We start from the raw sequence: 14758 nt of genomic DNA on the forward strand, positions 1-14758 counted from the left end.
GAGTGATGTTTATGAGCATCAAGGGTGGGTCAATTCTAGATGCAAAAAGTGGGTCAGTTTCCGGCGCAAATCAACACACAAGCATTTGACGGAGCCTGCCGACCCGGTTTTTCGTCCCGAGTACGTCGAAGGGAAGTCCTTCGGCATGAGCGCCAAATCCGTCGGCTGTTCGGCGAATATAGTTGGGTTGAAGCGCCGCTTTGAGCTCGTCAGCCTTCTGCTCAAGGATGCACAGAAAGTAGATGTCGTGGGTGAACACAATGACCTGGCGCTTGAGTGACTCTTCGACCAGCCGTTCGGCAACCTCCCATCGCCGGCGGTGGTCGAGCGACGAGACGGGGTCGTCGAAGACGATGCCGCCGCGCCCACCACTGAGCTTGATTTCGGCGAGGAAGGATGCGATTGCGATAGCGCGCTGTTCGCCCTCACTAAGAACGGCCGCAGGCGTTGCACTACCCGGAAGTTGAAGGGTCAACTTGAACTGCGTGCGCCCCCCCGGCGACTCAGGCTTCATGAAGACCTCGAGCTCATGACACTTGAGCTTTTTGAGCTCCTCGTTCAGCGCATCAGCCAGTTCCTTGCTTGCCAAGGTTCGCGATAGCTCCGTTGATTTGCGGGAAATCCCGCGCGTGTCTGTGCCATCGATGCACTTCTGCAACTTTGCGCAATACTCGTATTTCGAGATTGCTTCAAGTACCGCGTTCTTCACTTCACTGAGCTTGTGGCGTGCGTCGAGCTCCGCGCGCTCAGCCACGAGTTTGGCGCGGGCGACCTCATCGGCGGACGCCTCGAGGGTCTTTGCCTGGGCTTCCAGCGCATCAGCAACCTCGCCGAGCCGAACAGTTGCGTCGTTCTCGGCTGCGGACACATCATCCCAGTCCAAGGCGCCCCCAGACGCGAGCAGCGCTTGGGTTTGTCGGGTCTTCAGGCGGGTCTCCGACAGCTCGCAGAGCGGCAGCAACTGTGCGTCCAGTGCGTTCAGCTCCTCTTTCATTGCAGTGTCAATCGTGATGTCGAGCTTCGCATTCTTTACTGCGGTGAATGCTTCCTTAGCTAGGTTTCGAGCATCCTTTGCAGCCTGCTCGAACTTGTCCTTGATGAACGCGTCGAAGCGACCAAGACGGCCCGCACCTTCCGGGCCAAGTTCGTTCTGACAGAGAGGACACTTAGCGTCCGCGGCGAGACCAGAAATATCGTGACCAACGTGAGATATGGCTGCGAACTCACGAGCTGCTTCGAACAGCGCTTTCCACTCGTCGTCCCCAGTCCCAGCTAATTGACCTGGTTCACTTCGGAATGCTTCCGCGGCGGTCTCCGCGACTTTCTTCGCGGTGTTCGACTTATTTATCAGCTCCTGTAGATTCTTGAGCTTTTCGACGGAAACAGGCACGAACTTCGACTCAATCTGCGTCTTCAATCCTTTTATGCGAAGCCCCTTATTACGAATCTCTCGCGCTTTGGTCTTTGGGTCGGCCTCGGAAAGCGTCTTGGTCAAGACATCTCGGCGTGCAACGTCTTCGTCCGACAGGGCGGCCAGCTTCTCAATCTCTTCTGCGGTGGTCTTCTTGCCGACGCCACTGAGTGCGCGACCGACGGCGGTGGTCTGATTGATGAGCGTCGCGTATGCCGCATCGCTCGGTGACCCATCGGACTTCTCTTTCGTCACACGAGCCCTCAGCTTCCCGCACAGTGTCACCAGGCCTTCGAGAATATCGAGCCCGTATGGCACGTACGCAAAGTCACCATGATTATCGATATACGCCCGCGCGCAGTGGGTGTCGAAAATCGAGATGTCTGCGAGCGGCAAAGGCGGCTCAGTTCGATGCTTCCATATGAAGTCAACCGTTGTGCCATCGACGATAGCCTCAAACACAGCTTGAGCAGTGCCGACCTCCTTCGGGTCGAGGCGGGCGTTGGGGAGGATGGGCTCCCGTCGGTCGCGCGCGCGGCAGGCATGTTTGAAGATTCTCGAATAGCCGGATTTGCCAGCGCCATTCTCGCCGTAGATGACGGTCAGGCCGGTCGGCGAAATCGGGAGACGACCTCCGGGAACCAAGGCGTTGACGTGCTGCACGTCCTTGACGGCGACAATCTGGACGAGCCGGGTGGGATTGGTCTGGGGCGCAACCTCGGCGCTCTCCAACTTCCTCGCCACTCGACCATCCTCGTCTGGGATGCCGGCTTCAGCCTTCGCAAGCGCGTAAATGTCCTCGACGTCTTCAGGAAGGAGCTCGCGATTCACGTACAGCCGAGCAATAGCGTCTTGCTGCCAGGCCGAAAGAGTCTTCGACCACTGGTAGATTTCTTGGATGATGGTCACTGGTCAGGTCCCCTCGGATTTTATCGCGGCCGAAGCTATTGCCTTGGTCCGTGCATTTTTTGAACTGGGCGCTGAAATTTCGATGTTATATGTGCGCTTACAAAAGCGTATACCAAAAAATTTAGCATTTTTTAAACAAGGTTCTTGCAAAAGTTTTCGACGAAACAAAAATATAGCTTTGTAGGCTATGCATAGTGAATTTCGAGCTTACGAGGAGTATGAATCTGCAATCCGGGACTACCGAGGCCCACAAGGAGACCCGCAATCCGCATCCCTTCGCATGCACTGCAACGGCGACCTAGTCGTATATTACGGGCGGTTCGGGTGGATGAACCCCACGGCGAAGCTCGTTCTCGTGGACGCCACGCCTTGGAAGGCGCAGGCCGACATTGCATTGACCGAGGCGAACCGTGCACTGTTTGAGGGTGCTCCTACCTCCGAGGTGCTACGCCGCGCCAATCTCGCGGCCGACTTTGCGGGGTGACGCGCCAACGCGTCGTTGCGCTTCTCGACCATATTGGCGTGCATCAGTGGTTGAGTCTGAGCTCCAGTGCAGACTTGTTCGGCGAAGCGGGCGGCATGTTGCAGGTGTCGTCCGTGCTTCAGTTTCCCGTGTTCAAAAGCGGCGAAAACTTCAGGGCCGGGTGGCATCCCGAAAGAGACCCGATGCTGCGCCTGCAAATGCGAAACTACTTCGGGAAGATGGCCAAAGCCATGCCAGAAGCCGTCTTCATCACGGTGGGAGCGGCCGCGTCGAGAGGCGTCGAATGGCTGACCAAGGAAGGCTTCATAAATGAGGAGCGCGTGCTTCATGGCATCCCGCATCCACGTAAGGAGGAACCGGACCGCGCGGCGTATTTCCTGGGCGAGAAGGACCGCGCTGACCTAAACGAGAAAACGCACCCCGACAAGATTGACGCGGCGCGTGACCACCTGCGGAATGCGGTGGCTGCGCTGAAATGACTGCGCACCGCCGCACCGCGGAAAGCGGCGTTGCGGGGAGCATGCCGGCAACTTTCATGCGGACACGCCGACTTAAATCCGCTTCACGGGCGGCAGTCGGTAAGGACCGGCTGATACGTGGACTCGGCGCGCGGACAACTAGCTGTTCTTTCGGGCCCAGCCGGTACCGTCAATTCAGGGCTGTTCGGCCTTAAAACTACGCGGGGAGCTGTATGAAATTTGTGGCGGGACCTGTCAACAACGTTCTACTTCGAGATGTGCTGCACGGCGCCATCACCTATTGCACGCAGGTACGAGCCGCGGTTGCCTATGCGAACGCGAACACTGGACACGTTGAACTATTTGAGGCGTGCAAGTCTGCGGGCAAACAATTGACCTATTACGGGCGATATGACGAGACTGTACCTGTCTCACCAGAGGTCCTTTACTGGTTCCTAGCGGAGCGGTCGCCAGCCCTAGTGTGCAAACTGGTTCCGGACATCCTTCATGCTAAGGTCATCTGGTGGGAAGGAGTCGGGGTCTACGTCGGGTCCGCAAACCTGAGCGACCGCGCGTGGTATGACAACATTGAGGCAGGCGTTTTCGTCGAAGAATCGGACCTTGACGAAAACGGCTTTCGAGATGAGCTGATTAACTTCTTCGACGTGTTGGAAACCCATGCGGTTCAGTTGGAAGAGGGGCACTACACACATCTTAAACAGGTCCGCGACGAACGCCAAAAGAGGCTTGGACCGATTGAGGCTTCGCTACGGAACGATTTTGAAAACAAGCGCAAAAGCCGCATTCCGAAAAACGAGGGGCTGTATGCTCCAGTAAAAAAAGGTGCCGACAAGCGTCGCGATATATTTATTAAAGAATGGGGCTCGACCTTGCAGGTCATGCGGGACCTTGCGTATCACGTGAGTCAGCCGACGAATCGCCCTGATTGGATTGACCCGAACACGCCGGAAGGCTTGCAAGCCGACCAGTTCCTGCATGCATACTATTTCCAACGCGTCCGTGAGGGAAACTCATATCCGGTTGAGTCCTTTTTTCAATCTAACCACCTGAGCCGTGAAGCAGCTTTGGCTGAGGCGTTTGAGTGGTGGAAAAACGGCTGGAATTGGCCATCAGGCGGCTATGGATACACAGCCGAAGCAGCCGCACTACAGCGCGCGCCCCTCATGGAGGCAAATCTATCGAAGTCGCTGCTTCGTGGGCTGTCCCAAGTCGACTTCACTGAAGTCGCAAAAAACATCTACGCCCTGCGCGATTACGCTTTCCGCCAACCATCTGTGAGCATCGGGCTGTCGCCGGATGTTCGCGATTATGAACTCAAGGCAGAAGCGTTCGCACGCTGCCAGTACCCGCGGAAATCGGCCGAGGGCAAATCCATCCTCGACACTATCTATTTCGTACTTTACGGGGGGCCTGACGCGGACATCGCGGCCCGGCTGTGGGACGCAGTTGAAGAGCCGAGATGGCAAATTCAGGGCATGGGGATTAGCACCCTGGGTGAGATGGCAGGGTGGGCGTTGCCAAACCGCTTTCCGCCGCGGAACGGCCGAACTAGCAAAGCATTGCGTGCGCTCGGCTACGACGTTGCAGTCCCCAAATAATGAGGAAGCGCGAGGCGAGTGGTTAGACGGCAATCTTGCGGGTGAAATTGCGGTGCGAGCGGGAGGGAGAGACCGGGGCCGAAGCCCCGGCCCGCCCGCTTGATGGATTCATTCCCAAACACTTTTGGGGAATTTCACCTTCGAGAGCGGGTGATTCGGTGTCGCTGGATTAGAAGTGTTTACATTGCAAAATCAAGTGCTCGAAGTCGTGTAACGGCTTCTTCGCCAGAGATTTCGGCATTGTGTAACGACTTCTAATCCGTATTGCCAAGAGACCACTTTTCCGTCGCCTATTCGCTCCACCGTCACAGACTTCGCCAGATTCCGCGTGTTGTCGACGTTCGATAGGAAGGCGTCAACGGCTAATCCCGCTCGCAGACTTTCGAACGCGGTGGGCGTCGTGCTGTCGCCTACGACCAGAAACGACGAACCCAAGTTCACCAGACTGCTCTGACGAAAATGCCGAGCAGCACTGACGGCATACTTGGCCGAAAAATGCCACCTCATGATTTGGCGAGACTGAGAAAAGGACGGCCACATCAAAAAGGTGGCCGTCGCTCTTGCGATTGTGACGTCAATCAGGTTCCGCCATGTGAGCTATCGGAGCGCATCCATCGATAAATGTCTCAATGGATGCTTCCCAAAATCTCACATTATGGTCCCCGCTACACAACCCTCAAACATCAATATTCCCCGCCCTAAGCGCATTCGACTCGATGAAAGCCCGCCGCGGCTCCACATCATCCCCCATCAGCGTAGTAAAGATCCCATCAGCCGCAATAGCATCTTCGATCTGCACTCTCAGCAAACGACGCACAGCCGGATCCATAGTCGTCTCCCAAAGCTGCCCAGGATTCATCTCACCAAGACCCTTATAACGCTGCTTGGAAACGTTACGCTCGGCATCAGCCAACAACCACTTCATCGCAGACTTGAAGTCGCTAACAGCCATACTCCGCTCACCGCGCTTGATAACGGCACCAGGACCAATCAATCCCTTGAATGTATTAGCGGTATTGACCAGTTGCTGATAATCGGCCGTCAGCTGAAATTCTTCGTCCAGCACCGAAACCTTCTGATTCCCGTGATGCGTCCTCGCCACGCGCAGCGACCGCAACTCGCGCACCGGGTCATACATCGTCGTAACGGTGACTTCGGGCTTCAGCGCGTCGTCCCGCAGCTTAGCCTCGAGCGCTTTGGCCGAAGCCTCAGCGGCATCTTCGCTAGAGAGATCGACGACGACGCCATCCATCACAGCCTCGAGCGCTCCAGCGTCATACAGCCTGCTCAACCGGTTAACCACCGCCTGCGCAAGCAGATAAGCACGCGCCAACTCGCCCAATGCATCGCCAGTAATTGCCGTGCCATTTTCAGACGGCAACAATTCCGAGCCCTGTAACGCGAGCTTCAGAATGTGAGCATTGACCTCGTTCTCGTCCTTCAAATACCGCTCGTCCTTACCCGCCTTGATTTTGTACAGCGGCGGCTGCGCGATATAGATATACCCGCGCTCGATCATCTCCGGCATTTGCCGATAGAAGAACGTCAGCAGCAGTGTCCGGATGTGCGCGCCGTCCACGTCGGCGTCCGTCATGATGATGATGCGGTGATAACGCAGCTTGTCGAGGTTGTAATCCTCTTTGCCGATACCGCAACCCAGCGCCGTAATCAGCGTCACGATCTGCTCCGAAGAAAGCAGCTTGTCGTAACGCGCCTTCTCCACGTTGAGCACCTTGCCGCGCAGCGGCAAGATCGCCTGAAACTTGCGGTCGCGGCCCTGCTTCGCCGACCCGCCTGCCGAATCGCCCTCGACGATGTATATCTCCGACTTCGCCGGATCCTTTTCCTGACAATCCGCGAGCTTGCCCGGCAAACCAACGCCATCGAGCACGCCCTTGCGACGCGTCATCTCACGCGCCTTGCGAGCGGCGTCGCGAGCACGCGCTGCATCGACGATCTTGCTGCAGATAATCTTCGCGTCGTTCGGCGTCTCGAGCAGGAATTCTTCGAGCGCCTTCGCGACCACATCTTCCACCGGCGCGCGCACTTCGGACGACACCAGCTTGTCCTTCGTCTGCGCGCTGAACTTCGGCTCCGGCACCTTCACCGACAGCACGCACGAAAGCCCTTCGCGCATGTCGTCGCCCGACGTCTCGACCTTCGCTTTCTTCGCGACTTCGTGATCGGCAATGTACTTGTTCAACACGCGCGTCATCGCTGCGCGCAAGCCGGTCAAGTGCGTGCCGCCGTCGCGCTGCGGAATGTTGTTCGTGAAGCAGAGCACGTTTTCGTTGTAGCTGTCGTTCCACTGCATTGCCACTTCCACGCCCACGCCGTCCTTCTCGCCGCTCACATGGAAAATGGTCGGGTGCAGCACGCTCTTGGTTTTGTTGATGTACTCGACAAAACCCTTTACGCCGCCGACAAACGCGAAATCGTCTTCCTTGCCCGAACGCTGATCGGTCAGGCGAATCCGCACGCCGTTATTCAGGAACGACAACTCGCGAATCCGCTTGGCCAGAATGTCGTAGTGATATTCGACATTGCCGAAGATCGTCTCGTCCGCCATGAAATGCACTTCGGTGCCGCGATTTTCGGTCTCGCCCACCACCTGGATAGGCGACACCGCGATGCCGCCGATCTCTTCGATCACACGGTTTTGCGGCACGCCACGGTGGAATTCCATGAAGTGCTTCTTGCCGTCGCGACGAACCGTCAAACGCAGCCATGCGGACAATGCGTTCACGCACGACACGCCCACGCCGTGCAGGCCGCCCGACACCTTGTAGCTGTTCTGGTCGAACTTGCCGCCGGCATGCAGTTCGGTCATCACGATTTCGGCGGCGCTGCGCTTCGGCTCGTGCTTGTCGTCCATTTTCAGGCCGGTCGGCACGCCGCGGCCGTTGTCGGTGATCGAGATGGAGTTGTCAGCGTGAATGATCACCTGAATGTCGTTGCAGTATCCGGCCAACGCTTCGTCGATCGAGTTGTCGAGCACTTCGAACACGAGGTGGTGCAAACCAGTGCCATCCGATGTATCCCCGATGTACATCCCCGGCCGCTTGCGCACCGCCTCCAGACCTTCGAGGATCTGAATGGACGAGGCGCCGTAGCTGTTGTCGGGTTGCGTATTGTTCGTTTCAGTCATGGATTTTTTCCGGTTCTGCATTACTGCTGGGTTGCTGCTCGGGACTTTTCAAAATGCCATAAAAACGCCAAAGGGGCGCTGCGCCCCTTGGTGTGTTCTGGTTTTTGGACGCGTTAGATGCGCATTGGCATCACGACGTATTTGAATTCGTCGTTCTCGGGAATCGTGATCAACGCGCTGGAGCTGGCATCGCCAAGGCTCACTTGCAACATGTCGACCTTCAGGTTCGCGAGCACGTCGAGCAGATACGTGACGTTGAACCCGATATCGACGCTGTCGCCGTCGTACGCGATTTCCAGTTCTTCTTGCGCCTCTTCCTGATCGGCGTTGGTCGACATGATCTTCAACTGGCCCGGCTCGATAATGCAGCGCACGCCCTTGAATTTGTCCGACGTCAAAATCGCGGCGCGTTGCAGCGAACGCTGCAGTTCTTCCCGGCCGATCACGAACTGGTTCTTATGCGACTTCGGAATCACACGCTGGAAGTCGGGGAATTTTCCTTCGACCAGTTTCGACACCAGTTCGACCTGACCGAACGTGAATTTCACCTGCGTTTGCGCGATGTCGATGTTCAGCGTGTCGTCGATGTCTTCCAGCAGACGCTGCAACTCGAGAATCGTCTTGCGCGGAATGATCACTTCCTGGCGCGCGAACGCACCTTCGATCTTCATCGACGAAAACGCCAAGCGGTGGCCGTCGGTTGCGACCGCCATCAACTGGTCGCCGTCTACCACCAGCAGCATGCCGTTCAGGTAGTAGCGAATGTCCTGCTGGGCCATCGAAAAATGGACCATGCCGAGCAACTGGCGGAACGTCTTTTGCGGAACCACGAGGCTCGCGCCGTAGTCTTTAGCTTGCGCGACCGTTGGGAACTCGTCTGCAGCCAGCGTTTGCAGTGCAAAGCGGCTCTTGCCGGATTGCACCGTCAGACGCTTGTCATTCAGCGTAAGCGTGACCTGGCCGTCGGGCATGGCGCGCAGAATGTCGAGGAGCTTTCGTGCTGCCACCGTGGTGGCCACCGAATCGCCGCCCACGCCGAAATCGGCGCGCGTGGTGATCTGCAACTCCAGGTCGGTCGACAGGAACGACACGTCCGGGCCGTTCTTGGTAATCAGCAAATTGGCGAGGATCGGCAACGTATGGCGGCGTTCGACGATGCCGCTCACGGTTTGCAGCGGCCTGAGGAGGTTATCGCGTTCGGTCTTGACCAGTTGCATAGAGTTCCTTCGTTGATATAACGGCCCACGCGCCTTTCAGCCCTTTTGGGCATTTTTCCGGCACGCAACCGCAGCTCCCCGCCGGCGCCACGCAGCGCCCGTCACGGCGTGAAATCCGCCCGCGGCCGCCGGGCGGTTAAACCTGTATTGTGCCTGAAAAAGGAACCGCCTCACTAAAATGGGGGCGAGTTACGAAATAAACAGGTCGATTTTTCCGTCGGTACCGCTCAGCCTTTCAGCGTCTGCTCCAGCACGTGCAGCTCGTGGTTCAGTTGAGCGTCCTTGCTGCGCTCGTCGGCGATTTTTCGCACCGCGTGCAGCACCGTGGTGTGGTCGCGTCCGCCGAACAACTCGCCGATTTCCGGCAAGCTCTTCTGCGTGAGCTCTTTCGCGAGATACATGGCGATCTGCCGCGGCCGCGCGATGTTCGCCGGCCGCTTTTTCGAATACATGTCCGCGACCTTGATGCTGTAAAAGTCCGCCACGGTCTTCTGAATGTTCTCCACGGAGATCTGGCGGTTCTGCACTGTCAGCAGATCTTTCAGCGCTTCTTTCGTCAGTTCGATAGTGATTTCGCGCCCGTGGAACTTCGAGTACGCCAGAATTTTGCGCAACGCGCCTTCGAGTTCCCGCACGTTGGAGCGCAGATGCTTGGCGACGAAAAACGCGACGTCTTCATTGAGGCTCACGAATTCCGATTGCGCCTTGCGCATCAAAATCGCGACGCGCATCTCGAGCTCGGGCGGCTCGATCGCCACCGTCAGGCCGGAGTCGAAGCGCGAAATGAGACGGTCGTCGATACCCGAAATTTCCTTCGGATACGTGTCGCTGGTGATAATCACCTGCGCCTTGTTCGCGACCAGCGCCTCGAACGCGTAGAAGAACTCCTCCTGCGTGCGCGACTTGCCCGAAAAGAACTGAATATCGTCGATCAGCAGCAGATCCAACGAGTGGTAGTAGCGCTTGAAGTCGTCGAACGCCTTGCGCTGGTACGCCTTCACGACGTCCGACACGTACTGTTCCGCGTGAATGTAGCGGATGCGCGCGCCCGCTTTGTCCATCAGAAGCTGATTGCCGATTGCGTGGATCAGGTGGGTCTTGCCGAGGCCCACTCCGCCGTACAGGAACAGCGGGTTGTACGAGATGCCGGGATTGTCCGCGACCTGAATCGCCGCTGCACGCGCCAACTGGTTCGCCTTACCGGTCACGAAGTTGTCGAAAGTCAGGACCGGGTTCAGCTTGGAGCGCTCGTACATCGAGTCGTTGTCGCCGTTGCCATTGGAGCTCGCGCTCTGGCCCGGACGCCATGTGCGGCGCGCGGCCGCGGCTTCGTTTGCGTCGAGGCTCGGCAGGTCCAGGTCGGCGGAATCTTCGGCTGCGGCGCGAGCGTTTGCATTGTGCTCAGCTGCCGCGCGGGCGTTCGCGTTGAGGTTCGCCATCGCGCTGTTGGCGCTGTTGGCGCCGTTCGCGCGCGCGGCGTGCGCCGCTTGTACGGCGCCAACGGCCGCATCCACGGCAGCGCCGTTGCCCGCGCTACCGCCCATGGAATGAGGCGCCGAAGCCGGACGCGGCGCAGCCGGCGCGGCTGCCGCAGGGGCGCGCATGCCGGCTTTGGGATCCAGTACGAATTGCACGTCGACCGGGGTTTGCCAGAAATCGCGGGCCATATCCGCGATGCGGCCGGAGAACTGGCTCTTGACCCAGTCGAGCTTGAAGCGGTTCGGCGCAGCAATGCTGAGCGTGTTCGCAGCGGCGTCGAAGGCGACCGGGGCCAACGGTTTGATCCACGTCACGTACTGCTGGGGCGTGAGTTCACGCTCCAGCAATGCGGAACAGTGTTGCCAGAATTCGTTCATCGAGTTGCTGTCGTTATGGTGTGCACGAGGTTCGCCGGCGCCCCCGTCGCGCGCACGCAACAAGGCCCGAAGCAGCCAGGCGTAACAGCCCCAGGCGCCTGTGCCACAAAGGATTTGCGGGCAAGCGAGCCGGAGCGGCGTGCATCATTTTTGGGAAGTAAGGCGAGATTCTAACGCCAAACGGGAGCCGGAAGTGAGTTATCCACAGGGACGGATCAACTCCGCAAACGCACCGCGCGCCCGTACCGCACCGGCTAAAGTATTGACGGTCAACGAAAAACGGGTTTAAATAGCGGGTTCCGCGAAAACCAATTCAGCAAACCTCCGGCCATTGCGCTTTCAGCGATGATCGCGCGGTTTTTTTTCGATCAAGTGAGAGCAACATGAAACGTACTTACCAACCTTCCGTTACCCGTCGCAAGCGTACCCACGGCTTCCGCGTTCGCATGAAGACCGCTGGCGGCCGCAAGGTCATCAACGCACGTCGCGCGAAGGGCCGCAAGCGCCTCGCCATCTAAGGCAGGCGAGCGGATTGCGCGCTCTGTCCGTACCGGGCAAGACCGGTGGCGAAGCGGGACCGGCAGAGGCGCCGCAGCAGGGCTCGGTACCGTTGCGAGCGCAAGCCGCCTTCCCCAAAGCCGCAAGGCTACTGAAAACGGATGAATTTTCATCCGTTTTTCGTTTGCGCCCGTGGCGCCGCACTGCGCACTTCGTGGTGTACGGCCGGCCTACCGGCAACGAGGCTCGCCTCGGCCTCGTGATCGGCAAGAAGTATGCGCCGCGCGCGGCCACGCGTAATCTGGTACGTCGAGTCGCGCGTGAAGCCTTTCGGGTGCGTCGCGCGGAATTCGGCGGTTGGGACGTGCTGCTGCGTTTGCACACGCGCTTCGACAAAAAGGCTTTGCCGAGCGCCGCGTCGCCGCCGTTAAAGGCGTTGTGCCGCAGTGAAATCGAGTCGTTGCTCGACAAGGCAGCACGCGAAATTGCCCGTCGTCAGGCGCCGCCCGCGGACGCGCCCAAGACGGAATGACGCTCAGGTGACCGCCCGCTTTTTCCCTCAGGCTGCAGTAGCTCCGGCAGTCTTGAACAGCGGGTGTCGTCCGGTACTCCACGTTGCGCGGCGCTGTCCGGCCGCACCAGCCATGCAAACGGTACTCATCGCTTTACTGCGTTTTTACAAGCTTGCCGTGAGTCCAATGCTCGGCAATCGGTGCCGTTTTTACCCTTCCTGCTCTGATTACGCGCGCGAAGCAATCCAGTATCATGGCGCCGCGCGCGGGACTTATCTCGCCGCCAGGCGTATTTGCCGTTGCCACCCGTTTTCCGCGGGCGGCATCGATCTCGTCCCGCCTCCCACTTCTGAAAAGCGCTGACGCGCCGTTCCATCGACACTGAGACAACGCATGGATATCAAACGCACCGTCCTATGGGTCATCTTCTTCATGTCAGCGGTCATGCTGTTCGACAACTGGCAACGCGACCACGGACGCCCGTCGATGTTCTTCCCGAGCGCCACGCCGACCAAGACGGTCGGTAGCGCCGCACCGGGAACCACGACGCCGGGAACCCAGCCCGCCGATTTGCCGGCCACCAACGCAGCAGCGCCGGCCAACACGCCGGCGGCTACGCAGTCGCAACTCGTCAAGTTCAGCACCGACGTCTACAACGGCGAAATCGACACTCGCGGCGGCACGCTGTCGAAGCTGTCGCTCGTCAAGCAAGGCGACGGCAAGCAGCCGGATCTCGTCATCACGCTGTTCGACCGCACCGCGAATCACACGTATCTGGCGCGTACGGGTCTGCTCGGCGGCGATTTCCCGAATCACAACGACATCTTCACGCCGTTGCCCAACCAGCCGCATGACCTGACGGGCGACGCCAAATCGTTCCAGCTCAGCTTCGAGTCGCCGGTTAAGGGCGGCCTGAAAGTCATCAAGACCTACACGTTCACGCGCGGCAGCTATGTGATCGGCGTCGATACGAAGATCCAGAACGTCGGCACGGCGCCGGTGAGCCCGTCGGTTTATATGGAACTGGTGCGTGACGACCAGCCGGTGGAAACGCCGCGCTTCTCGCACACGTTCATCGGCCCGGCTGTCTACACCGACCAGCACCACTTCCAGAAGATGACGTTCGGCGACATCGACAAGAACAAGGAAGACTTCACGAAGCAAGCCGACAACGGCTGGATCGCGATGGTGCAGCACTACTTCGCGTCGGCGTGGATTCCGCAGCAGGGCGTGAAGCGCGACATCTACGTCGAGAAGATCGATCCGACGCTCTATCGCGTTGGCGTCAAGCAGCCGGTTGCGGCCATCGCGCCGGGCCAGACGGTCGACGTGTCCGCGCGCCTCTTCGCCGGTCCGGAAGAAGAGCGCATGCTGGAAGGCATCGCACCGGGTCTCGAACTGGTGAAGGACTACGGCTGGGTGACGATCATCGCGAAGCCGCTTTTCTGGCTGCTCGAAAAGATCCACAGCTATGTCGGCAACTGGGGCTGGGCGATCGTGCTGCTCACGCTGTTGATCAAGGCAGTGTTCTTCCCGCTCTCGGCCGCAAGCTATAAGTCCATGGCGCGTATGAAGGCGATCACGCCACGCATGCAGGCGCTGCGCGAACGCTTCAAGGGCGATCCGCAGAAGATGAATGCCGCGCTCATGGAACTCTACAAAACCGAGAAGGTGAACCCGTTCGGCGGCTGTCTGCCAGTCGTGGTGCAGATTCCGGTGTTCATCTCGCTGTACTGGGTGCTGCTGTCGTCGGTCGAAATGCGCGGCGCGCCCTGGATTCTGTGGATTCACGATCTGTCGCAGCAGGACCCGTTCTTCATCCTGCCGGTGCTGATGGCTGTTTCCATGTTCCTGCAGACGAAGCTCAACCCGACGCCGCCGGACCCGGTTCAGGCGAAGATGATGATGTTCATGCCGATTGCGTTCTCGGTTATGTTCTTCTTCTTCCCGGCCGGTCTGGTGCTGTACTACGTCGTGAACAACGTGCTGTCGATCGCGCAGCAGTACTACATCACGCGCATGATGGGTCAGTCGAAGGCGAAGCCGGCCTGATCCCTGCTTGAAGCGCTGAGGGCAAGTCGCCTTGCCTGCAAAAACAAAGCCGCCCGGTTCAAACGAACCGGGCGGCTTTTTTCATGCGATCTGTGTGGGCAGACGGCGCACGCGCTACTCTTCTTCGGTATCCTCACCGTAAAAGCGCCCAATCATTTCTTCGACGAGAAAACGGTCTTTCGGCGTCAACGATTCGATCTTGGACGCCAGTTCGATCGTTTCCTGAGAAGGCGGATACTTCTCGCCGCGGGCCATCGGTCTGGCGCTCGCACCGGGCGAAGGCCCGTAGTGCAGCCAGTGCTCCTTCACGTTCAACCACTCGGCAAGCGTGCGCAACTTATCGGGCTTTGGGATCGTCGTACCCGTGAGCCACTTGTGCGCGGTTTGTGGAGTAACCGGACGGTCACCGCGATAGCGAAGGTTGAACTGTTCGGCGAGCTTGGTCCCGCCGCGAATCTTCAGCGGCTCCAATGTTTCCTTCAGCCTCTTCGAGAAGGCAGCTTTTTCTTTCGGGGTTGGCATGGGCCAGATTGTGCAATTCAGCGTCCTCCCAGTTGACAACTGATCAGGCTCATGTTGAACGTATTTGAGATA

Annotated in this window: 11 protein-coding genes; 6 read left to right on the top strand and 5 right to left on the bottom strand. The window is 58.7% G+C overall.

Annotation, left to right across the window (positions count from 1 at the left end; genetic code table 11):
- Positions 1-70 precede the first annotated feature (70 nt).
- Complete coding sequence (locus SB753_RS21105) at positions 71-2320, bottom strand: AAA family ATPase (protein ID WP_410801662.1); 2250 nt, start codon at positions 2318-2320, stop codon at positions 71-73.
- Between the two features lie 480 nt (positions 2321-2800).
- Between SB753_RS21105 and SB753_RS21110 the strand changes: the two genes are divergently transcribed.
- Both SB753_RS21110 and SB753_RS21115 read left to right on the top strand, forming a co-directional pair.
- On the top strand, positions 2801-3283 hold the full coding sequence (locus SB753_RS21110; RefSeq protein ID WP_410801664.1) for a hypothetical protein: 483 nt from the start codon (positions 2801-2803) through the stop codon (positions 3281-3283).
- Between the two features lie 212 nt (positions 3284-3495).
- Entirely contained in the window at positions 3496-4881 is a 1386-nt protein-coding gene (locus SB753_RS21115; RefSeq protein WP_410801666.1) for a phospholipase, read from the top strand.
- A gap of 676 nt (positions 4882-5557) precedes the next feature.
- On the opposite strand, the gene gyrB is transcribed toward SB753_RS21115, so the two are convergent.
- From gyrB to dnaA, 3 genes are all read right to left on the bottom strand, one after another.
- Entirely contained in the window at positions 5558-8029 is a 2472-nt protein-coding gene (gyrB, locus tag SB753_RS21120) for a DNA topoisomerase (ATP-hydrolyzing) subunit B (RefSeq protein WP_087752378.1), read from the bottom strand.
- 113 nt (positions 8030-8142) lie between these two features.
- Positions 8143-9246, bottom strand: coding sequence for a DNA polymerase III subunit beta (dnaN, locus tag SB753_RS21125; protein ID WP_020067348.1), 1104 nt, complete (start codon positions 9244-9246; stop codon positions 8143-8145).
- 227 nt (positions 9247-9473) lie between these two features.
- Positions 9474-11102, bottom strand: a complete 1629-nt coding sequence (gene dnaA / locus SB753_RS21130) for a chromosomal replication initiator protein DnaA (protein ID WP_410801668.1) — start codon at positions 11100-11102, stop codon at positions 9474-9476.
- Positions 11103-11485: 383 nt separating this feature from the next.
- On the opposite strand from dnaA, the gene rpmH reads away from it, so the two are divergent.
- The 4 genes from rpmH to yidC all read left to right on the top strand — a co-directional run bounded on the left by rpmH (position 11486) and on the right by yidC (position 14164).
- Positions 11486-11620 carry a 50S ribosomal protein L34 gene (gene rpmH, locus SB753_RS21135; protein WP_004198824.1) on the top strand — a complete coding sequence of 45 codons (135 nt, stop codon included), beginning with the start codon at positions 11486-11488 and terminating at the stop codon, positions 11618-11620.
- A 14-nt stretch (positions 11621-11634) separates the two neighbouring features.
- Positions 11635-12132, top strand: coding sequence for a ribonuclease P protein component (locus tag SB753_RS21140; protein WP_020067350.1), 498 nt, complete (start codon positions 11635-11637; stop codon positions 12130-12132).
- 112 nt (positions 12133-12244) lie between these two features.
- Positions 12245-12475, top strand: coding sequence for a membrane protein insertion efficiency factor YidD (gene yidD / locus SB753_RS21145; protein WP_006050604.1), 231 nt, complete (start codon positions 12245-12247; stop codon positions 12473-12475).
- A 30-nt stretch (positions 12476-12505) separates the two neighbouring features.
- Complete coding sequence (yidC, locus tag SB753_RS21150) at positions 12506-14164, top strand: membrane protein insertase YidC (protein ID WP_087752380.1); 1659 nt, start codon at positions 12506-12508, stop codon at positions 14162-14164.
- A 114-nt stretch (positions 14165-14278) separates the two neighbouring features.
- Here the strand turns inward: yidC and SB753_RS21155 are convergent, their stop codons facing one another.
- Positions 14279-14686 carry a transcriptional regulator gene (locus tag SB753_RS21155; RefSeq protein ID WP_027804514.1) on the bottom strand — a complete coding sequence of 136 codons (408 nt, stop codon included), beginning with the start codon at positions 14684-14686 and terminating at the stop codon, positions 14279-14281.
- Between the last annotated feature and the right edge of the window lie 72 nt (positions 14687-14758).

The sequence above is a fragment of the Paraburkholderia sp. SIMBA_053 genome, assembly GCF_046534895.1.
GTDB classification, from domain to species: Bacteria; Pseudomonadota; Gammaproteobacteria; order Burkholderiales; family Burkholderiaceae; genus Paraburkholderia; species Paraburkholderia caledonica.